The sequence below is a fragment of the Pontibacter chinhatensis genome (genome assembly GCF_900113285.1).
Taxonomy (GTDB): Bacteria; Bacteroidota; Bacteroidia; order Cytophagales; family Hymenobacteraceae; genus Pontibacter; species Pontibacter chinhatensis.
Genome location: NZ_FOOT01000005.1, coordinates 1 through 25,821 on the forward strand (window position 1 = coordinate 1; position 25,821 = coordinate 25,821).

21 protein-coding genes are annotated in these 25,821 nt (G+C 53.2%); 13 read left to right on the top strand and 8 right to left on the bottom strand.

Going from position 1 to position 25,821, the window contains the following annotated elements:
• Positions 1 to 364: 364 nt before the first annotated feature.
• The gene (locus tag BM040_RS14440; RefSeq protein ID WP_092102967.1) at positions 365 to 994 is read right to left on the bottom strand and encodes an L-threonylcarbamoyladenylate synthase; all 630 of its coding nucleotides are present in this window, start codon (positions 992 to 994) and stop codon (positions 365 to 367) included.
• Between the two features lie 62 nt (positions 995 to 1,056).
• Positions 1,057 to 1,614 carry a GNAT family N-acetyltransferase gene (locus tag BM040_RS14445; protein WP_092102970.1) on the bottom strand — a complete coding sequence of 186 codons (558 nt, stop codon included), beginning with the start codon at positions 1,612 to 1,614 and terminating at the stop codon, positions 1,057 to 1,059.
• 112 nt (positions 1,615 to 1,726) lie between these two features.
• On the opposite strand from BM040_RS14445, the gene BM040_RS14450 reads away from it, so the two are divergent.
• On the top strand, positions 1,727 to 2,329 hold the full coding sequence (locus tag BM040_RS14450) for an outer membrane beta-barrel protein (protein WP_175491080.1): 603 nt from the start codon (positions 1,727 to 1,729) through the stop codon (positions 2,327 to 2,329).
• Positions 2,330 to 2,354: 25 nt separating this feature from the next.
• Positions 2,355 to 2,903 carry an RBBP9/YdeN family alpha/beta hydrolase gene (locus tag BM040_RS14455; protein WP_092102977.1) on the top strand — a complete coding sequence of 183 codons (549 nt, stop codon included), beginning with the start codon at positions 2,355 to 2,357 and terminating at the stop codon, positions 2,901 to 2,903.
• 746 nt (positions 2,904 to 3,649) lie between these two features.
• Here BM040_RS14455 and BM040_RS14465 read toward each other — a convergent pair.
• The 4 genes from BM040_RS14465 to fabG all read right to left on the bottom strand — a co-directional run bounded on the left by BM040_RS14465 (position 3,650) and on the right by fabG (position 8,270).
• Entirely contained in the window at positions 3,650 to 4,321 is a 672-nt protein-coding gene (locus BM040_RS14465; protein WP_092102983.1) for a pseudouridine synthase, read from the bottom strand.
• Between the two features lie 40 nt (positions 4,322 to 4,361).
• Positions 4,362 to 4,994 carry a GNAT family N-acetyltransferase gene (locus tag BM040_RS14470; RefSeq protein ID WP_092102986.1) on the bottom strand — a complete coding sequence of 211 codons (633 nt, stop codon included), beginning with the start codon at positions 4,992 to 4,994 and terminating at the stop codon, positions 4,362 to 4,364.
• A gap of 131 nt (positions 4,995 to 5,125) precedes the next feature.
• Entirely contained in the window at positions 5,126 to 7,204 is a 2,079-nt protein-coding gene (locus tag BM040_RS14475; RefSeq protein WP_092102989.1) for a hypothetical protein, read from the bottom strand.
• A 319-nt stretch (positions 7,205 to 7,523) separates the two neighbouring features.
• The gene (gene fabG, locus BM040_RS14480) at positions 7,524 to 8,270 is read right to left on the bottom strand and encodes a 3-oxoacyl-[acyl-carrier-protein] reductase (protein ID WP_092102992.1); all 747 of its coding nucleotides are present in this window, start codon (positions 8,268 to 8,270) and stop codon (positions 7,524 to 7,526) included.
• Positions 8,271 to 8,550: 280 nt separating this feature from the next.
• Here fabG and BM040_RS14485 point away from each other — a divergent pair, with 280 nt between their 5' ends.
• Positions 8,551 to 9,888 carry a peptidoglycan DD-metalloendopeptidase family protein gene (locus tag BM040_RS14485; protein ID WP_092102995.1) on the top strand — a complete coding sequence of 446 codons (1,338 nt, stop codon included), beginning with the start codon at positions 8,551 to 8,553 and terminating at the stop codon, positions 9,886 to 9,888.
• 802 nt (positions 9,889 to 10,690) lie between these two features.
• On the opposite strand, the gene BM040_RS14490 is transcribed toward BM040_RS14485, so the two are convergent.
• A complete protein-coding gene (locus tag BM040_RS14490; RefSeq protein ID WP_092102998.1) occupies positions 10,691 to 11,299 on the bottom strand; it encodes a tetratricopeptide repeat protein in 609 nt (202 codons plus the stop codon).
• 204 nt (positions 11,300 to 11,503) lie between these two features.
• Here BM040_RS14490 and lpdA point away from each other — a divergent pair, with 204 nt between their 5' ends.
• From lpdA to BM040_RS14525, 6 genes are all read left to right on the top strand, one after another.
• Positions 11,504 to 12,898 carry a dihydrolipoyl dehydrogenase gene (lpdA, locus tag BM040_RS14495; protein WP_092103001.1) on the top strand — a complete coding sequence of 465 codons (1,395 nt, stop codon included), beginning with the start codon at positions 11,504 to 11,506 and terminating at the stop codon, positions 12,896 to 12,898.
• Positions 12,899 to 13,219: 321 nt separating this feature from the next.
• Positions 13,220 to 14,338, top strand: coding sequence for a fatty acid desaturase family protein (locus BM040_RS14500; RefSeq protein ID WP_092103004.1), 1,119 nt, complete (start codon positions 13,220 to 13,222; stop codon positions 14,336 to 14,338).
• Positions 14,339 to 14,465: 127 nt separating this feature from the next.
• A complete protein-coding gene (locus BM040_RS14505) occupies positions 14,466 to 14,987 on the top strand; it encodes a GNAT family N-acetyltransferase (protein WP_092103007.1) in 522 nt (173 codons plus the stop codon).
• Positions 14,988 to 15,077: 90 nt separating this feature from the next.
• Positions 15,078 to 15,722, top strand: coding sequence for an NAD(P)-dependent oxidoreductase (locus BM040_RS14510; protein ID WP_092103010.1), 645 nt, complete (start codon positions 15,078 to 15,080; stop codon positions 15,720 to 15,722).
• A 636-nt stretch (positions 15,723 to 16,358) separates the two neighbouring features.
• Positions 16,359 to 17,339 carry a YpdA family putative bacillithiol disulfide reductase gene (locus tag BM040_RS14515; RefSeq protein WP_092103013.1) on the top strand — a complete coding sequence of 327 codons (981 nt, stop codon included), beginning with the start codon at positions 16,359 to 16,361 and terminating at the stop codon, positions 17,337 to 17,339.
• Between the two features lie 917 nt (positions 17,340 to 18,256).
• On the top strand, positions 18,257 to 19,612 hold the full coding sequence (locus BM040_RS14525) for a DEAD/DEAH box helicase (RefSeq protein ID WP_092103020.1): 1,356 nt from the start codon (positions 18,257 to 18,259) through the stop codon (positions 19,610 to 19,612).
• 325 nt (positions 19,613 to 19,937) lie between these two features.
• Here the strand turns inward: BM040_RS14525 and BM040_RS14530 are convergent, their stop codons facing one another.
• A complete protein-coding gene (locus BM040_RS14530) occupies positions 19,938 to 20,834 on the bottom strand; it encodes a DMT family transporter (protein WP_092103023.1) in 897 nt (298 codons plus the stop codon).
• Positions 20,835 to 20,897: 63 nt separating this feature from the next.
• Here BM040_RS14530 and BM040_RS14535 point away from each other — a divergent pair, with 63 nt between their 5' ends.
• The 4 genes from BM040_RS14535 to sppA all read left to right on the top strand — a co-directional run bounded on the left by BM040_RS14535 (position 20,898) and on the right by sppA (position 25,614).
• Positions 20,898 to 22,043, top strand: a complete 1,146-nt coding sequence (locus BM040_RS14535) for an AI-2E family transporter (RefSeq protein WP_092103026.1) — start codon at positions 20,898 to 20,900, stop codon at positions 22,041 to 22,043.
• A gap of 81 nt (positions 22,044 to 22,124) precedes the next feature.
• Positions 22,125 to 23,393 carry a replication-associated recombination protein A gene (locus BM040_RS14540; protein ID WP_092103769.1) on the top strand — a complete coding sequence of 423 codons (1,269 nt, stop codon included), beginning with the start codon at positions 22,125 to 22,127 and terminating at the stop codon, positions 23,391 to 23,393.
• Between the two features lie 52 nt (positions 23,394 to 23,445).
• Complete coding sequence (locus tag BM040_RS14545; RefSeq protein ID WP_092103029.1) at positions 23,446 to 23,649, top strand: hypothetical protein; 204 nt, start codon at positions 23,446 to 23,448, stop codon at positions 23,647 to 23,649.
• Between the two features lie 189 nt (positions 23,650 to 23,838).
• Positions 23,839 to 25,614, top strand: a complete 1,776-nt coding sequence (gene sppA / locus BM040_RS14550) for a signal peptide peptidase SppA (RefSeq protein WP_092103032.1) — start codon at positions 23,839 to 23,841, stop codon at positions 25,612 to 25,614.
• The last annotated feature ends 207 nt before the right edge of the window (positions 25,615 to 25,821 follow it).

A 25,821-nucleotide genomic window follows, 5' to 3' on the forward strand; every position in this document is an offset into this window, starting at 1 on the left:
CCTGATTATGAACCAGTTTGTAACTTTATACCCGGAAAGATGTAGATTCTAAAACACCAGCCCGAACTCACTTACACACTTTTCTGGACACTGTCCTGCTCCGCAGAAAGCAAGTTGACCTGCCCCGAAGCATTTCGGGGAAACTTGCCTCATGCACAGCCACAAGTTACGCTACGCTAAACTTGCGGCAGGAAACGGCAAGTATAAACAAGGGCGGCTGGCACTATAAGTAGTACCAGCCGCCCTTGTTTATACTTCAGAGTTAACCTTTTAACCTTCTAACTCTCTAACTGAAAAGACGCAACGTATGGCGTCTCTGCAACTCTCTAACCCTCTAACTCTCTAACTCCCCAACTCCTAAACTCTAGAGGTATTGTTCGATATCGCCGGCGCCTTCGCGCAGGACCTCGAAGCTGTTGTTGGTCACATCCACCACGGTAGAGGCAATGTTGTTGCCGGGGCCACCGTCAATCACGGCATCCACCAGGTTTCTATACTTTTCATAAATCAGTTCCGGGTCGGTGCTGTACTCCAGTATCTCATCTTCGTCGCGGATGGAAGTGGAGAGGATGGGGTTGCCCAGCTCCTTTACCAGCTGCAGCGCAATGTTGTTGTCGGGCACGCGAATTCCCACGGTCTTCTTTTTGGCCGAAGCATACTTGGGCACATGGCTGGTAGCGTTCAGCACGAACGTAAACGGTCCGGGAAGCGCCTTCTTCATCACCTTATAAGTTGGCGTGTCGATTTTGGCGTAGTCGGAGATGTGGGTGAGGTCGGAGCAAATAAAAGACAGGTTCACCTTATCGGGCTTCACCCCCTTTATCTGGCACACGCGCTCAATGGCACGGGCGTTATGGATGTCGCAGCCAAGGCCGTAGATGGTGTCGGTGGGGTAGATGATGATACCGCCGTTGCGGAGGATGTCTGCTACTTCCCGAATCCTGCGCTCCTGCGGGTTGTCAGGGTGAATCTGAATAAAGGCTGCGTTACTCATGGTGTCTGTTATTGGTTTAAGGTAGAAGTACTGGTTCGGCAGCGCAATCGTTGCACTAACACTCAGCCCTCGTACTCGCTCCGGAGCAGGCTGTATACTTCCAAGTCGTGATAATGGTCGTTCAAAAACTCCCCGTCGCGCTCTACGCCCTCCAGCGTAAAACCAAGCTGCCTGGGGATGTTGCTGCTCCGCTGGTTGTCCACACCCACCCTTATCTCGATGCGGTTCATGCGCAGTTTTTCGAAGGCGTAGGCTAAAAGGGTTTGGCAGGAGCGGCGCATGATGCCTTTTCCCTGCTTGTGCTCAGCCAGCCAGTAACCGATTTCCAGCTTTTTGTTCAGCCTGTCAATCCGCTTGTAGCCAATCAGGCCGCATACTTCCCGCTCATGCACAATCACGAAAACAAGGTCGGAGGTGTTGTTGGAGGCGGAAACATACTTTAGGTATGCCTCTGTATCACCAGGGTCTTGTGTGAAGTCTATGAAAGGAAGCCACTCGCGCAGGTAAGGGCGGTCGCGGTCGATGATAAAGTATAAATCCTGTGCGTCGGCGGCGGTGGCGCGGCGCAGGTAAAGGTCTTCATCTACAGGAAGTTGCAGTAGGGGTGCAGTGGATTTCATAGTTAGGGATTTAATAGGCAATAGCAATATAATCAACTTAAAGCACAAGTCCAGCAACAGTGGCGGAATAAGGGCTTCCTACGTATAGAGGTAAAGTATAAAAGCGATGTGTATGAAAAAGATTTTTACGGCTTTCGTCTTTATCCTTACCTGTTCCTTCACTTCCCGGGTGCTTGCGCAGGATAACGCCGAGCTGACCATCGGGGCCAAGGCGGGTATTAACTTCTACAGCCTGAGCAGCGATGCCTTAGTAGAGGATGACGACACAGGCCTAAGCTACGAGTTTGGTATTTACGGGCGGATAGGTGACCGGTTTTTTGTGCAGCCGGAGCTGAACCTGGTAAGCCACAAAACGCACCTAATTACGCGCACCCAGGCCAGGGTAGGGGAGCGTGATGCCCTGAATGTGCACTACCTGCGCGTGCCCGTGTTGTTCGGTTACCGGACAGACTACAATGGGGCGGTGGCCTCGCAGATACGGTTTATGGTGGGCCCCTCCATTTCGTATGCCGTTGGTGTGGCTGATAACCGTATCGATGTAAAACGAAATGACCTGCGCAACGCCCAGTTTGCCCTGAACGGAGGAGTAGGCTTTGAGCTTTGGGTTTTTCACCTGGACCTGATGTACCACCACTACCTGAGCACGCTTTTCAAGGATGGCCGTTCGGAAGGCAAGGGCCGCGCCTTCTCTTTAACCGCTGGGCTGGGCTTTTAAGGCAGATTTTACTTTATACTTCACCATGCAGCAGAACGGCGTTATACTTGTTCCCGGCCTCGGTAATTCAGGTCCTGACCACTGGCAGTCCCTTTGGCAGCAGCAGTACCCCATATTTGACCGGGTGCAGCAGCAGAACTGGGACACGCCCGGGCGTGAGGAATGGGTAGGGGAGCTGCACAAGGCTGTGCAACGGCACAAGCCCGGGCAGGTAGTGCTGGTGGCGCATAGCCTGGGCTGCATTGCCGTGGTGTTTTGGGCCCAGCAGTACAAGCAGAAGATAAAGGGCGCCCTGCTGGTAGCCCCCGCCGACACCGAGGCACCCACGTTTCCAAAGGAGGTTACCGGATTTGCGCCCATCCCCATGCAGCGGCTTCCGTTCAGAACCATACTAGTAGGCAGCAGCAACGATGCCTACCTTACTGCCAGGCGGGCACATGAGCTGGCAAGCGCCTGGGGCAGCCAGTACGTAAACATCGGCCTGGCCGGGCACATCAATGGCGCCTCCGGCTACGGCCGCTGGGACGAGGGTTTGGAACTGCTCCGCGGCCTTTGTGGTACTTCAAGGCTGTAGGATTGCGGTGGATTTTCCAAAGCAGGGAGCAGCATTTTGCAGTACCGGGTCCGACCGCCCCTAACCCCTCCTTGTCTAAGGCGGGGAATTTTCTACAGCCGATTACACCCCTATTGAGTTTTGCTCGCAAGTTTCGAACTCGCGTTCTCACTTGTCCTCAAGGGGACAGTCTATACTTGCTTCTTTCCCTGTCATCTCGAGCAGCGTGATAGATCTATCTGGAATTCTAAAGAGATCTCCCATTTCATTCGAGATGACAGTAATGGCCGTGGCTATCGAACTTGTTCCCAGCCTTTGGGTTGAGCGCCTTGTGAGATCCGGTGCCCGTCAAGGGCATGCTGAGCGCGAGCGAGGCAAGGAGGGAACACAGCGCGATGCCCGAAGGCGAGCCCTCTCGGGCTTGAGAGTTCCAAAGCAAGAGATGAAACAATAGCTTAAGTAAGGCTGGAGGAGGAACGGCAGCTAGAAAGGATAGCTTGGTTCAATTGGAAGGAAGCCGTGGCTAGGAAAGTATTAACCGGAAGTATAAAGCACGAGCTACAAGCCCGCACTAGCGAAAGTATAAAGTATAGCCGAAGTATAAAGTATGACTTTTAAGCCAGTTGGGTTACAAACCCAACACCATAGGTAGGCACGGGTTGTAAACCCGCGCCAGCGACGGGCAATTACAAAGCATGGCTTGCGCGGATACGGATGTCCGGAACAGCGGGAAAAGCCCAAGTATAAAGTATAGGCGCTTCCTTTTGTTAATTAATCTGCTTTCTAAAACCACCACTACCTCTGCGGCCCTTGTTGCCGGAACCAAAGCTTTTGCCCCTCACGTTACTGCCACTCGAACTACTTCCCTGACTGGCTATACTTTTAAGCTGCTCCACTTCTTCCGGGGTGAGATCGCGCCACTGGCCGGGTTGCAGATCTCCTAAGCTTAACGGACCTATACTTGGGCGGATAAGGCGGAGGGTAGGGTATCCCACGGCGGCTGTCATGCGGCGCACCTGGCGGTTCATGCCCTGCGAGATCCTGATTTCGAGCCAGGAGGTGGGGATGTTCTTGCGGAAGCGGATGGGCTTTGAGCGCTCCCATACTTCGGGCGCCTCCTCCAACAGCCGCACTTTGGCCGGTGTGGTTTTTCCGCCTTTTATCTGTACGCCCAGGCGCAGCCTTGTCAGGGCTTCGTCCACTGGCACACCATCCACCTGCACCCAATATGTTTTCTCCACTTTAAACATGGGGTTGGAGAGACGGTGCTGCAGCTGTTTGTCGTCGGTTAAGAGTACCAGGCCCTCGCTGTCGTAGTCGAGGCGGCCGACAGGGTAAATGCCGGGAACTGGCACAAAATCCTTGAGCGTGGAACGACCGGCCTCGTCTGTAAACTGGGTAAGTACCTCGTAAGGTTTATTGATGATGATGTATCGCAAAGTATAAAATGTATGGTAAGTATGATGGTTAAGGCCCGTGCTATACGTTATGCTTCCGCTTCCACGCCTCAAATTCCGGCTTCAGGAGTGAGTAAATGTAGGTATCCACCAGGTGTTCGTCTACCAGGTAGTGGTTGCGCAGCAGGCCTTCCCGCTGAAAGCCAAAATGTTGCATGAGCTGCAGCGAGGGAGTGTTGTACGTGGTAATCACGGCCTCAACCCGAAACAGGTTCATCTGCCCAAAGCCAAAGGTAAGTATACTTTCCAGCGCTTCCTTCATCAGGCCCTTGTTTTTATACTTTTCATTCGTGATGGCATAGCCGATCTCGGCCCGCCGGTGGCCGGGCACCCAGGTATGGTAGTCGCAGTGGCCGATGACTTTATTGGTTGCCTTGTCTAACAGGTGGAACCCCTTGAAATCCTGGAAATAGGTGGTGATGCCCTTGGTGTAGCGCTCCTCCATGTCGGCATACTCCTGGTCCGTTTTCAGGTTCAGGTACTCCATTATCTCCTGCTTCGTTTTCCGGAGGAACAGGTTGTTGAACATGGCCGGAGTCAGTTCGCGGAGCAGCAGGCGTTCGGTGGAAAGTATGACAGGGGAGGCGCTGAGCATGTTGGCTGGATCAGGACTTACAGGATTTTTGGATGCACGGGATATAAGAAGCTTCATCATACTGGTATAAGTTCAGCAAAGTATAACTCAGAATAAAACCTCCTTTCCGCACCGCAAAAACAAGTATGGAAGGCAATCGAAAGTATAGGTGCGTTCGAACTATATACTCATTCAATAACGAACAACGAGGCTCAATAGCTGCCGTTATACTTGCGCACGAACCACTCCACGCACACCAGGCCAAGCAGCAGGAAGAAGAGCCACTTCAGGTCTACCAGATCGCTGAGCTCCTCTTTGCTGTAAATCACATTCTTGTGGTCGGCCTGCAGGATGTCCTGCTCCAGCTGCTGCAGTTGCTGCGGATAGTATAGCTTAGAGCCGCTGTTGCTGGCCAGTTGGTAAAGCAGGTTATGGTCGGCTACGGCGTTGAGGGCCTCCAGCTGCAGTTCCTCCACCACAAACTCGCCTTCGTCTTTTTGCCGCTGCCCGTTTATACTTGCCGTGGCTGAGTAAGTATAGCGCCCGCCGGGCAGGGTGCCGATGTTTACACCGCTCTGGTTCTCGCCGTTGGCAAAGGTAAACGTGCGCGGCTGCTCGTCCTCCCCGGTAATGTTAAGGGTGATGCTTTGGCCGTAAACCGGCTCCAGCGCCTCGTTGTAAGCCTCAGCGTTAAAGCGGATTTCGTCGGAGGAGGTGTACTCGGTTTGGGTGGGATATACGTTCAGTCGTTTCTTGTTTCGTGGCGCGCTGAGCAGCTGCACCAGGTTGGTGATGAGCTGGTTGTAGGCCTGCGGCTGCTCGTGGTTAGCTGCCTCCTGCAGGCGCCATTGCCAGGTGCCGGAAGCCAGCAGCACCGCCGTGCGCTTATCATCAGAATTTTGGACGGTGAGCAGCGGCTTGTTGGTGCGCACACGGCCCACCTGCTGGTAAAGTATCACCTCGGTATTGGGCGCTAACCGCACCTCTCCATATGGTACCCGAGCCGGAGGATATTCCTGCAGCCGCTCAGCAGCGTTTTCGGGCAGCTGGAAATTGCTGAAGCCGGAGTTGGGCACGGCCGTTACCTCATCCGTCTGGCCGCTGCTGTTCAGGCTGATGCCTGTGTTCAGCCGGTTGAAGCCGGACAAATCGCTTTGCGGACCGAGGATGTAAAGGACGGGCAGGTTTTTCTGGCGCACCAGGTTGAGGACGGGCTCGGCACCACCGGTACGGCCAGGCAGCTGGTGCAGCACCGCTACATCGTAGTCCTGCTGCTGCAGCTCGTTTACGCCGGGGATGAACAGCACTGTCTCATAGTTTTCATTTGATTCGATGGCAGCGCGGATTGCTTTGATGTCGGGATGCGGGGAGGCAGCGGCCACCAGTACCCGGATTTTTCCCTTCACCACGTCGATATAGGCGTGCTTGGTATTGTTGAGGGTGGTGAACTCGCCTTTCAGCGGCTCTACCTGCACCACGTAGTGGCGTTTCCCGGTCCCGCTGGCTAGCACCTGAAACGGCACCTGCTGCACCGGCTGGTTATCCCGGAACGTGACTTTTTTGCTGGCGATGGTTTTGCCGTTCTCCTGAAGTAAAACATTGGCCGTTCTGCCGCCAAAACCTTCGTGCTGCACCTCCACCTCCAACGGGAAACGGTTGCCGCTGTAGTTAACCTTGTTATAGCGCAGCGAGGACAACAGTACGTCCTTCTTCGGGATAGTGTCGCCCACGGCCACGGGGTACAACGTATAGCCGTAATTGCTGTACACCGGCGATATGCCCTGGTTCACGATGCCATCCGACAGCAGCACCACGCCCGCCAGGTTCTGCTCGGCGTAGCCATCCTGCACCTGCCGCAGCAGCTGGCTCAGGTTCGTTGTCTCGGAGCCGTATTGCACGTCATTTATACTTTGCAGTTGCTCCTCGCCGAGTGTCTGAACCGCTGTGGCATAGCCCTGCGCCTCCAGCCGCTCGCGCACCTGCTGCAGTTGCTGCTGTGTGCCTTGTAGGGCCGTTGAATCAGAAAACAGCTTCACCGACTGCGAATTATCCACAGCAAACACAATGGTGGGCGGCACGGTGGTGTTGGATACATACCTTACCAGCGGCCCCATCAGCAGAAAACACAGCACACTCACCACCACAAAGCGCAGCACCGCCAGGCCATAGTTGAGCGGCCTGGGCCACGGCGTTTTTTTGCTGTAGAGCAGCCACGCATACAGCGCGCCCGCTGCCAGGCAGGCAAGTAGAAGCCAGGGTGAGGCGGTGGTGATGAGGCGGAACGAGCTCAAAGGAGTTTAGGAGTTTGAGAGTTAAAGAGTTTCAGAGTTATACTTTTATTGCTAGGATTTGCTTTACGGCAGCCTTTAAGTATGGGTGCAGGTAAAGTATACTTAACAAGTTTCATGGTACAGGTGTCGGGTTGTGCTATACAGGCAAAAGGACACTTACACCTCACTTAATTACCGTTATCCCAACAAAACTAAATATAAAGCAAAAAGACCAATGCTACTAACGTAAACGCCGTCGCATTGGTCTTTTTCTATTATCAGGTTCGAGTTTAGTTACTTTTCACTCCTAAACTCTTTAACTCCTAAATTCTCTAACTCGCTACGTGAGCATGCCGCCGTCTACCTGCAGCACCTGGCCGGAGATGTAGGCTGAGTCGTCGGAAGCCAGGAACACGGCTGCTTTGGCCACATCCTCCGGCGTGCCGCCACGCTTCAGCGGAATCGCCTTGCGCCACTCGTCCACCACTTTCTGGTCCAGTTCGCCGGTCATCTCGGTTTCGATAAAGCCCGGGGCAATGGCGTTGCAACGGATGTTGCGTGAGCCCAGCTCCAGTGCCACTGACTTGGTGAAGCCGATGATGCCTGCCTTAGAGGCCGCATAGTTAGCCTGTCCGGCGTTGCCTTTTATACCTACTACAGAAGTAATGTTGATGATAGAACCGGCTTTGGCGCGCATCATGTGCTTGGTGGCGGCCTTGGTCACGGAGAACACCGACTTCAGGTTCACGTTCATCACCGCGTCCCACTGCTCCTCGTTCATGCGCATCAGCAGGCCGTCGCGCGTAATACCGGCGTTATTTACTACGATGTCGACCTTGCCGAACTCTTTTACCACGTCCTCTACCAACTGCTCGGCCTGAGCGTAGTCGGAGGCGTCGGAGCGGTAGCCTTTTACCTTGCCGCCGCCGGCTGCCAGCTCCTGCTCCAGCTGCTGTCCTTTTTCAACACTTGAGAGGTAGGTAAATGCTACCTGTGCGCCTTGCTCCACAAACTGCTGTGCGATAGCGCGGCCTATTCCTTTTGATGCTCCTGTAATAAGAGCTACTTTTCCTTCTAATGCTTTCATAGGCGCCAAAGTTAAAAAAGATTTTGGTAAACAGAAGAGGGGAGGGGAGCGGCTGGCAAAGTATAAAACAAATCGGCTGATGGTAAGCGCATTACAGCGAGTATAGTAAAGTTAAATTGAACCACTTTTCCGGGAGATTTTACTTTGGCGCAGCTGTAGAATTCCATGGAATGGATGGTAACATATTTACAATCTGAATATTGTGTGAAAATTGTCTTTTATTTTTATAGGTTAAATTCTATTTTCGTGCGACTGTTAACCAAAGGTATCCCCAAAAATCATGTTGAAACGCAGAAAAGGACTTGCCCTCCTGATCGCGTTGTCGTTGTTGATCTGCATTACGGCTGCGCAAACATTGGACTTTATCCCATCTAACCTGCTGGGAACAAAGCGAGTAGAAGCGGCTTCGGTGAGCGAGCTCGCTGACGCTGAGGAACACGTAAAACTGCCCGCGCCTATCGTGTACGGCATCCCCACCGACTCGCTGGAGATAGTGGAGGCCGAGGTGGCCCGCGGGGAAGTGCTCTCCCAACTGCTTGCCAAGTATAACATCGACGCCACCACGGTGCACAACCTGGCTCAGAAGGCAAAAGATGTTTTTAACGTGCGCCGCATTGCCGCTGGCCGCAACTACACCATCCTGCACCAGCGCGACTCAGCCCAGACCGCCCGATACTTTATCTATGAGCCAAGCCAGGTAGAGTACGTGATTTTTGACCTGCGCGACAGTCTGAACGTAACGCTGCACCAGCGCGAGGTGCAGGTGCTGGAACGCACGATTGCCGGCGAAATCCGCAGTTCGCTTTTTGAAAGTATGGTGGACGCGGGCGGTTCGCCGCAGCTGGTGAACCTGTTTGCCGACATCTTCGCCTGGCGCATCGACCTGAACCGCCTGCAGCCCGGCGATACCTTTAAGCTGATCTATGAGGAGAAAGTAGTGGAAGGGCAGAAGATTGGGTATGGCGAACTGAAGTCTGCCGTGTTTGCGCACGAGGGCGAGGAAATTTATGCTATCGGGTTTGACGAGGGCAACGGCCTGAATTACTACGACCAGAAGGGGCAGAGCCTGAAAAGGGCATTCCTGAAGGAGCCGCTGGAGTATACCCGCATCAGCTCCCGCTTTACCAAAAGCCGTTTCCACCCGGTGCAGAAGCGCTACAAGCCGCACCTGGGCACTGATTTCGCCGCTCCGCACGGCACGCCCATCCGTACAGTAGGTGATGGCGTGGTGCTGGCTGCCCACTATACCAGAGGCAACGGCTATTTTGTGAAAATCCGCCACAACGATACTTATACCACGCAATACCTGCACATGTCCAGGTTTGCCAAGGGCATCAAAAAAGGCACGCGCGTGAAGATGGGGCAAACTATCGGATACGTGGGCAGCACCGGCCTGGCCACGGGACCGCACCTGTGCTACCGCTTCTGGAAGAATGGCAAACAGGTAGATGCCCTGAAGGTAAAACTTCCGGCCGCCAATCCTGTTAAGAAGGAAAACATGGATCAGTTTGCGCTAATTAAGGATGAAACCATGGAGCGCATGCAGGCGATTGATATTAAAGGTGTGAAACAGGAGCTACTGGCTTCAGAAAAGGCTAAGGAACCAAACGATGCATAAAATTATACTTTAGTGAACATTTAATTTTATACGACAGGAGGCGCTTCTTATAGCGTCTCTTGTCGTTTTAATAGCTTGCGCTTTGTAGCTGTTTGATACCTTATACTTGTCTGAATCAGGATTTACAGGATGAATGGATGAACAGGATTTTATACTTTGGTTATACTTTAAAGTATAGCTATTCCCGTAGCTCCGGATTTCTCTTCGCTGGCGCGGGTTTGCAACCCGTGCCTACTATAGTGTTGGGTTTGTAACCCAACTGGCTTGAAAAGCCATCCTTGCTTAGGCTATACTTCTTAAATATGTTGGCTATACTTCCATAGCCCTTGATTCCTGCAACTGGAACCAAGCTATCCTTACTAGCTACTGTTCATCCTCCTGACTTACATAAGCTACTGTTTCACCTCCTGCTTTCTGCTCTCAAGCCCGAGAGGGCTCGCCTTCGGGCATCGCGCTGCTTTCGCTTCCTTTGCTCCTGACGTCGCAATGCCTTTCAGGCACCGGAACCTCTCGAGGCGCTCAACCCAAAGGCTGGGAAAGAATCGAAAGCTACGGCTTTTGCTGTCATCTCGAGCATAGCGAGAGATATCGGGAATCCTAAAGAGATCTCTCGCGCTGCTCGAGATGACAGGGAAAGGAGCAAGTATAAATTCCCCTCTCGGGAGGGGCTAGGGGTGGGTTTTACTTTGTAGGGACAGGTCGCGACTGTCCGCGCGAGAACGGAGGCTACGAAACTTATACTTCAGTCAAAGCAAATACAGGCTCCCCGCCTTAGACAAGGAGGGGTAGTTGGAACTTAGTCCTACTTACAATACTTCTTCAGATAAGGCTCAGCTTCTTTCAGGCCGAGTTTCTTGGCGGTGGTCCAGTCGGCGCAGGCGTTGGTTTTTTCGCCGATATTGTAGCGGGGGGCGCCGCGGTTGTAGTAGGCTTCCGCGTAGTTCTGGTCCAGTTGCAGGGCTTTGGTATAGTCAGAGATGGCGCCGCTGTTGTCTTTAAGGGCATAGCGCACCAGGCCGCGGTTGTTGTAGGCGCGGGCGTCCTTGGGCTTTAGTTCGATGCCTTTGTTAAAATCCTGAAGGGCAGCTTTATAATCCCGGAGGTTATACCTGGTGAGGGCACGGCTCAGGTAGGCCTCGGCATACTTGGGGTTGGCCGCAATGGCTCTTGTAAAATCATCAATGGCACCCCGGTAATCGCGCAAGCGGTCTTTGGCCACACCACGGTTGGTAAGGGTGGCGGCATGGCGCGGCTCCAGCTTCAGCACCTCGTCGTACTGCTGTATGGCGTCCTGGTAGCGGCCTGCCTTAAACTTCTCGTTCCCGTTCCTGAAATAATCCTTTGAAGTTTGCTGTGCGGCAGCGCTAAAGCTAAACAGGACGAAAATCAAAAAGGGTAGAACTTTGTGCATAGGTACTAACTAATTTATACTTTCGCGGGCTAAAGTATGTAATCGCGTGTTTTAGTCAAAATTATATTTGTATTATAAAAGTATAAAGGTAGCTGAATATAGTTTTTTCGATAATATCTGGCTTAAAATCAGGAGGGTAAAAGGTGGTTTTGCAGAGTTGGGATTATCGTTTAATTTTGTCTGCAAACTTATAATAAAGAAACTATGGCATCAAAATACGATTTAGTAGTGCTGGGTAGTGGCCCGGGAGGTTACGTGGCGGCAATCCGTGCCTCGCAGCTAGGGATGAAAGTAGGCGTTGTCGAGCGCGAGTCGCTGGGAGGCATCTGCCTGAACTGGGGCTGTATCCCGACTAAGGCACTGCTGAAAAGCGCTAACGTGTTTGAGTATATTAACCACGCAGCTGACTATGGCATCAGCATCGGCGAGGCTTCGGTTGACTTCAATAAAGTAATCCAGCGCAGCCGCGGCGTGGCTGACGGCATGAGCAAAGGCATTCAGTTCCTGTTCCGCAAGAACAAGATTGATGCGATCATGGGCAACGGAAAAATCGTTGGCAAAGGCAAGCTGGAAGTGACAGATGCTGATGGCAAAAAAAGCACGGTAGAGGCTAACAACATCATCATTGCCACAGGTGCCCGCTCCCGCGAGCTGCCTAACCTGCCTATCGACGGCAAAAAAATCATAGGCTACCGCCAGGCGATGGCGCTGGAGAAACAGCCTGAAAGTATGGTGGTGGTGGGCTCCGGCGCTATCGGCGTGGAGTTTGCCTACTTCTACAATGCCATGGGCACGAAAGTAACCATCGTAGAGTACATGCCGAACATCGTTCCGGTAGAGGACGAGGAGGTATCACGTCAGCTGTCCAAGTCTTTCCGCAAGTCCGGCATCAACATCATGACAGACTCTTCTGTGGAGCACGTGGACACGAAAGGCGACCTGTGCAAGGTAACCGTGAAAACTGCCAAAGGCGAGGAAACCCTGGAGGCCGAGGTAGTGCTTTCTGCCGTGGGTATCCAGACAAACCTGGAGAACATCGGCCTGGAAGAGCTGGGCATTAAAGTAGACCGCGGCCGTGTGGTGGTAGACGAGTTCTACAAGACCAACGTGGACGGCATCTACGCTATCGGCGACATTGTGCCAGGCCCTGCGCTGGCGCACGTGGCCTCTGCCGAGGGTATTATTTGCGTGGAGAAAATTGCCGGCCACAACCCTGAGCCGCTGAACTATGGCAACATCCCGGGCTGTACGTACTGCTCTCCGGAGATTGCCTCTGTGGGCCTGACCGAGAAAGCTGCCCGTGAGCAAGGCCTGGAGATTAAAGTGGGCAAGTTCCCATTCTCTGCGTCTGGTAAGGCGAGTGCCGCCGGTGCCAAGGATGGCTTTGTGAAAGTGATTTTCGATGCCAAGTATGGCGAGTTCCTGGGCGCGCACATGATTGGTGCCAACGTAACCGAGATGATTGCCGAGGTAGTGGTAGCCCGCAAGCTGGAGACAACCGGACATGAAATCATCAAGGCGGTGCACCCGCACCCAACCATGAGCGAGGCCATTATGGAAGCCGCTGCTGCTGCCTACGACGAGGTAATCCACCTGTAGCAGGCAAGTATAGTGATACAAAAAATGGGCTGCCCAGGTAACTGGGCAGCCCATTTTTATTTCGGGCCTTATACTTTAGTGCAGGTTTTATTCGTTTACCATACAACCCGGGCTTGCAATAGGCTCGATTTTAATGCGTATATTGTACGCCTTTTACAGCCAATAATTTTGCAGCCACTGCCTTCATCGGCAAGTTTGGTATTATTATAGCAGTAGGAGACCCTGAACTACATGCTGCGGGTATTTTTTGCCCACGATTCACTCCTGAGTATTTCCTCCTCGTCGTGTGAGTTCTGTTTCACACAATCTAATTTCCCTTTAATGAAGCTCAAAGGCAAAGTAAAATTCGTTAACAAAGACAAAAGCCTGTTTTTCCCCACCCTGCGCAAGCGAGTAGATACTTATTTCAAGGACAATAATATTTCGAAGGAAGGTGACGCGAGCATGCTCACTAAAAGCATCATCCTGCTGTTAGGCTACGTGGTGCCGTTTATGCTGCTGCTCGCCCTGACGCCCTCGCTGGGCATAAGCCTGGTGCTGTGGCTGGTGATGGGCGTGTGCCTGGCAGGTATCGGCATGAGCGTGATGCACGACGCCAACCACGGGGCCTATTCCAAAAACAAAACCATGAACTACCTGATGGGCCATTCGGTGAACTTGGTGGGCGGATCGGCCTTTAACTGGAAGCTGCAGCACAACATCCTGCACCATACCTATACCAACGTGGTGCACATGGACGAAGACATACAGGACCGCGTCATGCTCCGCTTTTCGCCCCACACCGACGTGAAGCTTTACCACAAGCTGCAGTGGATTTACGCTTTCTTCTTCTACGGCCTGCTGACGCTGTACTGGGTGATTCTGAAAGATTTTGTGCAGTATGTAGGCTTTATCCGGAGCGGCGTGAATGCCAACTCCAAATCAGAGAACAGGGTAGTGCTGGCCAAAATTGTGGTGATGAAGGTGCTATACTTCTTCTCGATGCTGGTGGCCCCGACACTGCTCTTCGGCATTCCGTTTTGGGAGGTGCTGCTGGGCTTTGTGCTGATGCACTTTGTGGGCGGTATCATCCTTTCGGTGGTGTTCCAGCTGGCGCACACCGTGGAGGGTACGAGCCACCCACTGCCCTGCGAGAACGGCACGATTGAAAACGATTGGGCCATCCACCAGCTCAACACGACGGCCAATTTTTCCCGCAATAGCAAGTTGCTTTCCTGGTATGTGGGCGGGCTTAATTTCCAGATAGAGCACCACCTGTTTCCGCGCATTTGCCACATACACTACCCGGCCCTGGCCGAAATTGTGCGCCAGACAGCTGAAGAATTCGACATCCCATACTTAGAGAACAAAACTTTTCTGACGGCAGTACGCTCTCACCTGGCCACGCTGCACCGCTTTGGCCGGCTGGAGTTGCCCCACCTGAAGGAAGTGATGGCATAAGGCCCATTTTATACTTTAAGGCAAAGGGCAGGAGGGAAACCTTCTGCCCTTTTCTTTTGCCCATGTGGCATATCGCATTCCGGCTTTGCGATTTTAAGTAAATTTGCGGTTGATAAAAGCTATTCTTATGCCTGATATCCGCATCACGCCCTGCACCACAGCAGACCTTTATACGTTGCAGGACATTGCCATCCGCTCCTACAACGACCACTATTTATACTTGTGGTTTGATGGCGGCGCCTGGTACGTAGACCGCAGCTTCCGGGAAGAAACCCTGCGCGAGGAGCTAACGGACCCGAATGCGGCCTTTTACCTGATCTACTATCAGGAGGAACTGGTAGGCTTCCTGAAACTCAACCTGCATAAGGAATTTGAAAGCTATACTGCTGCCGAGGCCCTGGAACTGGAGCGCATCTACCTGACCAAGGCCGCTTCGGGAAAAGGCATTGGGCGAAGTGTGGTGGATTTCACAAAAAGTGTGGCCGCCAAATATAACAAGCGCCTTATCTGGCTCAAAGCCATGGACAGCAGTCGCTCGGTGGACTTTTACGAGCAGAACGGGTTTACCAAATGCGGCACCTACACCCTGCCTTTCGAGCAGATGAAACCCGAGTACAGGGGTATGTATGTAATGAAGCTAGAGCTTTGAGGGAGCTGAACAATACTACGCCAGGGCAGTTTGTAAAGCGTTAACAGAGCAAATGCGTATGCTATTTTAGCAACTCAAATCTGATAAAGTATGAAAATAGCCATCATTGGAGCCAGCGGAAATATCGGTTCCAGAATCACAGAGGAAGCCCTGAACAGAGGACACGAGGTAACAGCCATTGTGCGCCACCCTGAGAAGCTGACGCTTGAAAACGAAAGCCTGATTGTAACGAAGGGAGACGTGCTGCACCCCGATGACCTTGCCGCCAAGATCAGGGACCATGATGCCGTGGTGGTGTCCTACAGCCCGGGCTGGGGTCCGGGAACCGATTACCAAAGGCACGTGGAGGTAGCCGAAAAAGTACTGGCTGCCGCTAAGAAAGCCGGCGTAAGGCGGGTGCTGAACGTGGGCGGTGCGGGCAGTTTGTATGTGGCCGAGGGCGTGCAGGCCGTAGACACACCGGAGTTTCCGGCGGATTGGAAAGAGGGCGCCTCTGCCCAGCGCGACTCGCTGGAAGTATACCGCAAGGAGAAGGATATCGACTGGACCTTTTTCAGCCCCGCCTTCATGATTGGCCCCGGCGAGCGCACCGGCAAGTTCCGGATCGGCACCGAGAATCCTATATCTGATGACAAAGGCGAAAGTAACATTTCCTACGAGGACTTCTCCGTAGCCGTGCTCGACGAACTGGAGAAACCGCAGTTCATCAAGCAGCGCTTCACCATTGGGTATTAAATTATAAACCTGCCCTTTCATGGTGATTTTGAATTCCTAAAGAATAGGGGAGTGAGGCGTTTTGCAGTACCGGGTCCAACCACCCCTAACCCCTCCTTAGCCAAGGCGGGGAATTCTACTTACTCCTTCCCCTGTCATCTCGAGCGGCGCGAGAGATCTAACTGGAACTCTATTTAGATCTCTCATATCATTTGAGATGACAGCAAAGGCGACAGCTTTCGAATGTTTCCCAGTTTTTCAGGGAGGCGCCTATGCGAGTTTTTCCGGTGACGAGCGTGAGCGAGGCAGCCCGAGGCACGAGGGCAGGAAAAGCTCCCAGCGCCGAGCGGGAAAACGAGGCCTCCCGGCCTGGGAGGGCAGAAAGTATGAGATGCAACTGTAGCTCATGTAAGACTGGAGGATGAATGGAGGCTTGAAAAGTATAGCTTGGTTCAAATGGTAGGAAGCGGTGGCTAGGAAAGTATAGCCAAAGTATAATTCCAGTATAAATATGGCTATCAGAGCCAATCTAGTCACATACACAATTTTGCAGAAAGCCGCTACAACCACGTTCTTTCCCCATCTCCTAAACTTAAACAAACTATCCCCTGTTTCTAGAAGGACATATCTGAAAGTATAGCATCAGAAAGTATAAACTTGAAAGACATCCTAGACATACTCATTATTGGAGCCGGTCCGATTGGCCTGGCGGCCGGATTGGAGGCGCAGCGCGAGGGGCTTAGCTACCTGATTGTGGAGCGCGGCTGCCTCGTGAACTCCATCTACAACTACCCGCTTAACATGACCTTTTTCTCCACCTCCGAAAGGCTGGAGATTGGCGGCATTCCCTTTACCTCGCTCAACGCCAAGCCCACGCGCGCCGAGGCGCTGGAGTACTACCGCCGCGTAGCCGACTCGGCTGACCTGAACATCAACCTGTTTGAGGAGGTGCAAAACCTGCAGCCGGAGGGCGAAGGATACCGCATCTTCACGAGCAAAGGCGAGTATATGGCCCGCAAGGTGGTGGTGGCCCTGGGCTTCTACGGCATCCCGAACCTGCTGCATGTGTCTGGCGAGGAGCTTCCCAAAGTACGGCACTACTACTTCGACCCGCACTATTACTTCCGCCAGAAGGTGCTAGTGGTGGGCGCCAACAACTCCGCCGCCGACGCTGCCCTGGAAACCTGGCGAAAAGGGGCAGACGTCACGCTGGTAGTGCGCCAACCTGAGCTGGGAAGTATAAAATACTGGACCAAGCCCGACCTGGAGAACCGCATCAAGGCTGGCGAGATAAAGGCGTACTTCAACACAAGTATAACCGAAATCCGGGAGCGTGAGGTGGACATCCAGACGCCGGAGGGCAAACTGACACTGGAGAACGACTTTGTGCTGGCCATGACGGGTTACCAGCCGGACTTTAGTTTCCTGGAGAAGATAGGGGTAAAGCTAAGCGAGGATCAGAAGCGCTACCCGCAGTACGATACTGAAAGTATGGAAACCAATCTTCCTGGCGTGTACTTAGCCGGTGTAGTTTGTGGTGGCATGGACACGCACGTATGGTTTATCGAAAACTCCCGCGAGCACGCCGTAAAAATCGTGAAGCACATTAAAGAGGAGTTGCAGGCTGAGAAAGTATAAATGCTGTGGGCAAGCGTGCGCTAGAGCCTGAGGTAAACTCCATGATTCTCTGCACACAGTAGAGAGCATGCATTTTATAGTATCGGGTCCAACCACCCCTAGCCCCTCTTTGGCCAAGGCGGGGAACCTGTCATTACAGATGCTAAGTATGAGCCTCGTAGTGGCTGTCTGTTCTAGGTATAAACCCACCCCAGCCCCTCCCAAGAGGGGAATTGCTCAGCAGACGATTACATCCCCCTGCCCCCTTCGAAGGGGGACTTTGGCCGAAGCTCCGTTAGCCATGGCTATCGACTGATTCCCAGCCTTTGGGTTGAGCGCCTCGAGAGGTTCCGGTGCCCGTGAGGGCATTGCGACGTCAGGAGCTAAGGAAGCGAAAGCAGCGCGATGCCCGAAGGCGAGGCCTCCCGGCCTTGAGGGCACCAAAGCCAGAAATGAAACGAAGCGCCTGTGGGAACTAGAGGATGAACGGTGGCTTAAAAAGTATAGCTTGTTTCAAGTGGAAGGAAGCAATGGCTATGGAAGTATAGCCAACATATTTGAGAAGTATAGCCAAAGCATAAATATGGCTCTGCGAGCCAGTTGGGTTGCAAACCCAACACCATAATAGGCACGGGTTGCAAACTCGCGCCAGTGAGGGATAAAGGCAGAGGCACAAGCAGACGCCTGCGCCAGCAAAGTATAAACAAGAAGTATAAACCCTGCTAAAATAGGATGAGACAAAACCTGGCGCTATCTTTGCAGCTTGTGTTTTGCTCAAGCTCCTAAAAGAAACTATACTTTCCGTTTTTAGGTTGAAGAGAACAACACCGGTCGGGAATGGCCTTTTGCAGCTTGCTGCAGTGATATCAAATTCCGGCCAACCTTACCGCAAAGTGGCGCACATGGCGTCGCGCGGTTTTTAATTCAAAAACCATTTGATGACATTCGAGAATCTAAACCTCATTGAGCCAATCCTAAAAGCTCTTAAAACAGAAGGATACACCACCCCAACCCCCATCCAAGCCAAATCCATCCCGCTTATACTTCAGAAAAGAGACCTGTTGGGTTGTGCCCAGACGGGTACCGGGAAAACGGCGGCTTTCTCTATTCCGATTCTGCAGCTGCTGCACGAAAAGCAGGGAAGCGACAAGGGGCAGCGCAAAATCAAGGCGCTCATCCTGACGCCTACCCGTGAGCTGGCGCTTCAGATTGCAGATAGCATAGAGGCGTATGGCAAGCATACCGGCCTGAAGCATACCGTTATTTTCGGCGGCGTGCCGCAGAAAAAGCAAACCGACGCCCTGCGTGCCGGCGTGGACATTCTGGTAGCAACCCCGGGCCGTCTGCTCGACCTGATGGCGCAGAAGTACGTGCACCTGCAGCACCTGGAGCTGTTTGTGCTGGACGAGGCTGACCGCATGCTGGACATGGGCTTTGTGAATGACGTGAAGAAGGTGCTGAAAGTGCTGCCGGAGAAAAAGCAATCGCTGTTCTTCTCGGCTACCATGGCTCCGGAAATCATGAAACTGGCCGATACCATCCTGGTAGATCCTGCCAAGGTGGAGGTAACGCCGGTATCATCTACAGCTAACACCATTCAGCAGTCGGTATACTATGTAAAAGGGCCGGACAAGCGCAAGCTGTTGCTGCACCTGCTAAAGGATGACGCCATGGAAAGCGTGCTGGTGTTTACCCGCACCAAGCGTGGCGCCGACCGCGTAGCCAAGGACATTGCCAAAGCCGGCGTAACGGCAGAGGCCATCCACGGAAACAAGGCGCAGAACGCCCGTGTGCGTGCGCTGGATAACTTCAAGTCGCGCAAAACGCGCGTGCTGGTTGCTACTGACATTGCCGCCCGCGGCATTGATGTGGACGACCTGAGCCACGTGGTAAACTACGAACTGCCAAACGAGCCGGAGACCTACGTACACCGCATTGGTCGTACGGGCAGGGCAGGGGCAAGCGGCATTGCGTTGTCGTTCTGCGGTGCCGATGAGGTGCCTTACCTGGCCAGCATCCAGAAGCTGATTTCCAAGAATGTACCGGTTATCGATAACCACCCGTTCCCGCTCACAGCCAAGGATTTTGCCGAGGCAGCCAGCACGGTAAAAGAGCAGAAGAAACAAGGCAGCCGTGGTGGCAGAAGCCGCTGGGGTAACAAACCAGCAGCAGCCAGCAGCACAGGCGGCGGAAACTTCAGCACGCAGAACCGTGGTAACAACGGCGGTGGCGGCCAGCGCGCAGGCGGAAACCGCAGCAATGGTAACCGCAACAGATCGCATCAGTCGAGCTAAGCTAATAGCAAGTATAAAGTATAAAAGCCCTGCCAGAGAGATTTGGCAGGGCTTTTTGTTTGGTCAGGATTATGAAGGATCTGCAGGGCTAAGCTCATGCAGCAAGTTTAGCGGTAGCGTAAATGTGGCTGTGCATAGCAGCAAGTTTGTAACTTGCATTGCTTCGGAAAAGCAAAGTTGATTAATGGCCCAGCTATACTTCACACTTCCTGCTAAAAGGTCAAGTATCAACCATCCAAGCTTATACTTTTCTGCTTGTGCAGAAAGCTGGTTACTAAGGGGTATCCATCTATCCAGAGATCCTGTAAACCCTGATCCAAGCAGTTTACCCTTCCGTTACCGCCTGCCGGGTATGGCTCACCAGGTACACCCCGGCAAAGATGAGCAAGGCAAAGAGGGCTTTCTGAAGGGTGAAAACATCCTTGCCGGCCCACACCGCCACCAGAATAGCCAGCACCGGCTGCAGGTAAATGTAGGCACCCACCAGCGAGGGGTTGGCATAGCGCAGCGCCCAGGTGTTGAACAGGTACGCAATAATCGTCACGGCAATCACCATAAAGGCAATCGCCCACCAGATGGAAGCCGGAAAGGACGCATAATCGGGTGCCATTACCTGCTGCCAGCCAAAAGGAACCACAATTACGGCACCGACGGCAAAGATGCGGCTCACGACGGTAAAGGCGTTATACTTCTGCATCAGCGGCTTAACCAGCACCAGGTATAAGCCATAGCTGGCCGCGTTCAGCACGATCAGCAAATCGCCCAGCAGGTTGCCGGGAGTGCCCTCGCCGCTGGAAGTATAAATAAGCAAAAATGCCCCGGCACAAGCCAGTGCGATCCCGCTTACCTTCCGTAGGCTTACCTTTTCACGCAAAAGTATGGCCGAGAAGATGAGCACAATGATCGGCACGATGACCATGAGCAGCGCCGCGTTGATGGGTGAGGTGAGGTTGAGCCCGCCAAAAAAGCCAAGTTGGTTGATAGCAATGCCCGTGATGCCGCAAAGTATAGCGCGCAGGTTGTCGGCCGTGCCCACGATCTTTTCCTTGATTACCAGCCGCGAGAAAACACCAAAGAAAATCGCCGCCGACACCACCCGGATCACAATCAGCCCGTAAGGGCCTACATAAACCGGCATCACTTCCTTGGCTATACTGTAGTTGCTCCCATAGATCAGGGCCACCAAAAAAAGTGCCCCGTGCACATGCATTTGCTTGCTCATGGTACAAAGGTACGCGCTTCTTGCAATCCTGCCGTATAAGGACAAACAAGAAAAAGACATTGCATGAACCAGCTGCCGCTTACCGTCCGGAGAGCCATTGAAATTACCGGGCTATTCTTTTTGGGTTGGATTATCGTACTGGGCAGAGGCCTGCTGGCCCCGCTGCTTATGGCGTTTTTTATCAGCATCATGCTGCTGCCCATCTACCGCTTCTTCCGGAACCGCAAGTTCCCTGATACGGTGGCCATCGGCATCAGCCTGCTCGCGCTGATCATCATCCTGGGCGGGATCGTCTGGTTTTTCTCTTCCCAGATGAGCATCCTGATACGCGATTTCCCCACGATACAGAAAAACGTGATGAACCACCTGACGGCTCTGAGCGAGTGGATCGGCAGCAAAACGCCTTTCTCCACGCAGGAGCAGACCACTTTTATCCGGGAGCAGAGCAACAACCTGCTCAACTATGCCGGCAACCTGCTGGGCACCTTGGCGGGGAGCGTAACAGGCACGCTGGTGTTCCTGGGGCTGCTGCCTATTTATATTTTTCTGCTGCTGTTTTACAAAAACCTGCTGCTGCGCTTCGTATTTCTGTGGTTTCCGAGGGAGCGGCACGAGAAGGTGGAGGAAACGCTGGGCGAGATACAGGCTATCATCAAGAGCTACCTCTTCGGGCTGCTGATCCAGGTGACCTACATGACCGTCCTGCTGGGCGGCATTCTGATGATCATCGGCATCAAGCACGCCTTGCTCATCGGGGTGATCTTCGCCTTCCTGAACCTGATCCCGTACGTGGGCGCCCTGCTGGGCAACATCATCGGGGTGCTGCTGACGCTGGCCTCTTCGGAGGAGCTGTGGCCGGTGGTGGCAGTGCTGGGCACCATCGCGGCGGTGCAGTTTCTGGATAACAACATCCTGATGCCGCGTATCGTGGGCTCTAAGGTGAGGATTAATGCGCTGGCAACCATTGTGGGCGTGGTGCTGGGCGGCGAGATAGCGGGGATAACCGGCATGTTTCTGTCGTTGCCCGTTATTGCCATGCTAAAGGTGATTTTTGACCGTACCGAGCAGTTTAAGCAGTGGGGCGTGCTGTTTGGCGACGAACGCCCCGAACACAGCCCCATGGCGGTGCCAGCGTTTCGCTGGCGGGGCGATCGCATCCGCAAATTTCTGGAGCGCAAAAACAAGATAAAGCCGCCGCATGCCGACTAAAGAGACCTGTTTTATACCTGCCTCTTTGGCTGCAAATTCGTAGCTTTGTTTTTAACCGATTCCGGAGAAAGTATAGAGCAGATGAATCACCCGAACATACCTTTGGCCGAGCGCATGCGGCCCCACAACCTCGATCAGTATTACGGACAAAAGCACCTGGTAGGGCCCGATGGCATCCTGCGCCGCTACATTGAGGGGGGCGTGATCCCAAGTATGATCTTGTGGGGGCCTCCGGGCGTGGGCAAAACCACACTCGCCAATATCATTGCCAATCAGATGAAAGTGCCTTTCGTGGCCCTAAGCGCCATTAACTCCGGCGTAAAGGACATCCGCGAAGTGATAGACCAGGCCAAGAAACGCCAGGGCACGGTGCTGTTCATCGACGAGATTCACCGCTTTAACAAATCGCAGCAGGACGCCTTGCTGGGTGCTGTGGAGAAAGGCACGGTAACGCTGGTGGGCGCCACTACCGAGAATCCTTCCTTTGAGGTGATCTCGGCCTTGCTGTCGCGTTGCCAGGTATACATCCTCAAGCATCTATCCAAAGACGAGCTGATTGAACTGGTGGACAAGGCCCTGGAACAGGACGAGTGGATGCGCCACCGTAAGGTGCGTGTGGAGGAGTATGAGGCGCTGCTGACCATCTCCGGCGGTGATGCCCGCAAGCTGCTGAACCTGCTCGAGATTGTGGCCGAAGGCGTGAAAGCTGAGGAAGTCGTCGTGACCAACGAGCTGGTGAAGCAGGTGGCGCAGCAGAACATTGTGATGTACGATAAGAGCGGCGAGATGCACTACGACCTGGTGTCGGCCTTCATCAAATCCATTCGCGGCTCGGACCCTAACGCAGCCGTGTACTGGCTTGCCCGCATGATTGAGGGCGGTGAGGACCCCAAATTCATTGCCCGCCGCTTGCTGATCTCCGCTTCCGAGGATATTGGCCTGGCCAATGCCAACGCGCTGCTGATGGCTACCAACTGTTTTCAGGCGGTGCAGATGATCGGCTACCCGGAGGCAGAGATTATACTTTCGCAGTGCACGGTGTACCTGGCCACTTCGCCGAAAAGCAACGCCAGCTATAAGGCCATCAAAACAGCCAGGGCCCTGGTGCAGCAGACCGGAAACCTGCCGGTGCCTTTGCACCTGCGCAACGCCCCCACCAAGCTAATGAAGGAGATAGGCTACGGCAACAACTATAAGTACGCGCACGACTACGAGGGCAATTTTGTGCAGCAGGAGTTTATGCCGCAGGAGCTGAGCAACACCGCCCTCTACCAGCCCGGCAATAATGCACGCGAGCGCGACATGCTGAAGCAGCTGCAGGCGCAGTGGGGGAAGAAATATCGTTATTAGGGAGTTAAAAAGTTAGAAGGTTAGAAAGTTAGATAAACTGACAGCGAACACCATGAGTAGGCTTGTATTTATACTTTCGTTTGCGCTGCTGATTGCTTTTTACATCGTGTGGGGCCTGCTGGATTTGGCTTTCGGAGGCATTTTGACGGTGGTGGGCACCATAGCGCTCATTTACTTCAGAAGGCGCTACCTGGGCATGCGGCCGTACTGGGCCGGGCGCTTGTCTGATATCCCGAAATACTTTAAATTACCTTGAGTTACAACTTTCTAACTTTTTAACATTCTGACTTTCTAACTTAAAAGGTTTGTCTAGAAATTGGCGTGGTTGGTCGAGTAGGTGCGAAAAGGATGAACTTTAAGCAATATTTTTGATTGTCAAGTACGGGGGCAGACGGCTCCCGAAGTATAAAGAATCAATCCAAACCAAATTATACGAGAATAAACCATGCTAAATTTCCTGAAGTATGTGCTGGCTACCTTTGTAGGCCTGCTCATATTCTGCTTCATCGGTCTGCTGATCCTGATAGGTATACTTGCCAGCGCAGGCTCCGACGATGAGGTTAAAATTGCCAACAACTCCGTACTGGAGCTTAAACTAGACAAACCGATTTCGGAGCGCGACCCGAAAGACCCTTTCTCAGAACTCGGCTTTTCGTCTGGCCCATTCTCGGGCTTTGTTTCCAGCACCGATGGCCTGGACCAGATTAAGGCCGCCATCCGCCGTGCCAAGCAGGACGACAAGATCAAAGGTATTTTCCTGAACATGACCTTCGTGGACGGTGGAATGGGCAAGCTGGAGGAAATCCGCAATGACCTCATCGACTTTAAAGAGTCCGGCAAGTTTGTGGTGTCCTATACTGATTTGTCTACCGAAAAGGCGTATTACCTGGCTTCTGTTGCCGACAAAATCTACATGAACCCGATGGGTACGATAGAGTTTAACGGCATGAGCTCCGAGCTATACTTCGTTAAGCGCATGCTCGACAAACTGGGCATCGAGGCACAAATCTTTAAGGTAGGAACTTACAAGAGCGCCGTGGAAATGTTTGCCATGGAGCAGGCCAGCGAGGCCAACAAGGAGCAAGTTACCTCTTTCCTTAACTCGATAAACAACTACCAGCTGGAGCAGATTGGCAAAACGCGCGGGATCACCACTGAAGAGCTTAAAAACATGCAGGACAACCTGCTGGTGCGCGACCCGCAGGACGCCAAAAAGCACAAGCTCGTGACCGATGTGGGCTACTTTGACGAGGCCATCAAGTACATGAAGGACGAGATTGGCCTGGAGGAGAAAGACAAGCTGGAGCTGGTGCAGCTCTCCAAGTATAAAAAAGTAAAAGACAAGAACATCAGCACCTCCAAAAACCGCATCGCCCTGATTTATGCCGAGGGCGACATTGTGGATGGAGAAGGCGATGAGGATAACATCGGTAGCCGCCGCTTTTCCAATGCCATCCGCGACGCCCGCCTCGACGAGAACGTGAAAGCCATCGTGCTGCGCATCAGCTCACCGGGCGGCAGCGCCCTGGCCTCCGACGTGATCTGGCGCGAAGTGCAGCTGGCCCGCGAGGTGAAGCCTGTTATTGCCTCCATGTCTGATGTGGCGGCCTCCGGCGGTTATTACATTGCCATGGGTGCCGATACGATTGTGGCGCACCCCAACACCATTACCGGAAGTATAGGCGTGTTTGGCGTGGTGCCGAACATGGAAGGCTTCCTGGGCGATAAGCTGGGCATTACCGTAGACCACGTGAGCACCGGTAAATTCTCTGACATGCCTACCGTTACCCGTCCAATGACAGGACAGGAGAAGCAGATCATGCAGCACCAGATCGACCAGATCTATGAAGTGTTTACCAGTAAGGCAGCGCAAGGCCGTAACATGACGCAGGACCAGCTGAAGGAGTATGCCTCCGGCCGCGTTTGGTCTGGCATCGAGGCCAAGGAACGCAAACTGGTGGATGTGTATGGTGGCCTGGACGAGGCGCTTGCCATTGCCGCCAAGAAAGCCGGTGTGGAAGGCGATTATCGTCTGAAGGAGCTGCCTGCCCGCAAAACGTTCTTCGATGAGCTGCTGGGCGGTAGCATGGGATCCAAAGCCAAGGAGCAGGCCATTAAGGCCGAGATGGGCGAGATGTACCCCCTCTACAAACTTTACAAGAAGGCCTCCACCATCGTAGGCGCACAGGCCCGCATGCCATTCGAGATGGTAGTGGAGTAATACCGAATGAATTAGTAACGCAGCATTGCTGTAGAAGTATAAAAAGCGCCTCCAGGACATCGTACTGGAGGCACTTTTGTTTTCGGGGCTTGCTATTTTTTTTGCAACTTGCCCACCTATACTTGCCGGTTGCAGCTACCGTGCCGGCAAGTATAAACTATAAAGTATAGGGCATGAGGAATGTCATTTTAAAGTATAAAACGGAGG

Bases quoted from the DNA above. Each gene is read 5' to 3' on its own strand.
- BM040_RS14545 (WP_092103029.1), top strand. From the start codon at position 23,446: ATGAGTAGGCTTGTATTTATACTTTCGTTTGCGCTGCTGATTGCTTTT.
- BM040_RS14500 (WP_092103004.1), top strand. From the start codon at position 13,220: ATGAAGCTCAAAGGCAAAGTAAAATTCGTTAACAAAGACAAAAGCCTG.
- BM040_RS14440 (WP_092102967.1), bottom strand. From the start codon at position 994: ATGAGTAACGCAGCCTTTATTCAGATTCACCCTGACAACCCGCAGGAG.
- BM040_RS14455 (WP_092102977.1), top strand. From the start codon at position 2,355: ATGCAGCAGAACGGCGTTATACTTGTTCCCGGCCTCGGTAATTCAGGT.
- fabG (WP_092102992.1), bottom strand. From the start codon at position 8,270: ATGAAAGCATTAGAAGGAAAAGTAGCTCTTATTACAGGAGCATCAAAA.
- BM040_RS14450 (WP_175491080.1), top strand. From the start codon at position 1,727: ATGAAAAAGATTTTTACGGCTTTCGTCTTTATCCTTACCTGTTCCTTC.
- BM040_RS14445 (WP_092102970.1), bottom strand. From the start codon at position 1,614: ATGAAATCCACTGCACCCCTACTGCAACTTCCTGTAGATGAAGACCTT.
- sppA (WP_092103032.1), top strand. From the start codon at position 23,839: ATGCTAAATTTCCTGAAGTATGTGCTGGCTACCTTTGTAGGCCTGCTC.
- BM040_RS14540 (WP_092103769.1), top strand. From the start codon at position 22,125: ATGAATCACCCGAACATACCTTTGGCCGAGCGCATGCGGCCCCACAAC.
- BM040_RS14470 (WP_092102986.1), bottom strand. From the start codon at position 4,994: ATGATGAAGCTTCTTATATCCCGTGCATCCAAAAATCCTGTAAGTCCT.
- BM040_RS14525 (WP_092103020.1), top strand. From the start codon at position 18,257: ATGACATTCGAGAATCTAAACCTCATTGAGCCAATCCTAAAAGCTCTT.
- BM040_RS14530 (WP_092103023.1), bottom strand. From the start codon at position 20,834: ATGAGCAAGCAAATGCATGTGCACGGGGCACTTTTTTTGGTGGCCCTG.
- BM040_RS14485 (WP_092102995.1), top strand. From the start codon at position 8,551: ATGTTGAAACGCAGAAAAGGACTTGCCCTCCTGATCGCGTTGTCGTTG.
- BM040_RS14490 (WP_092102998.1), bottom strand. From the start codon at position 11,299: ATGCACAAAGTTCTACCCTTTTTGATTTTCGTCCTGTTTAGCTTTAGC.
- BM040_RS14505 (WP_092103007.1), top strand. From the start codon at position 14,466: ATGCCTGATATCCGCATCACGCCCTGCACCACAGCAGACCTTTATACG.
- BM040_RS14510 (WP_092103010.1), top strand. From the start codon at position 15,078: ATGAAAATAGCCATCATTGGAGCCAGCGGAAATATCGGTTCCAGAATC.
- lpdA (WP_092103001.1), top strand. From the start codon at position 11,504: ATGGCATCAAAATACGATTTAGTAGTGCTGGGTAGTGGCCCGGGAGGT.
- BM040_RS14535 (WP_092103026.1), top strand. From the start codon at position 20,898: ATGAACCAGCTGCCGCTTACCGTCCGGAGAGCCATTGAAATTACCGGG.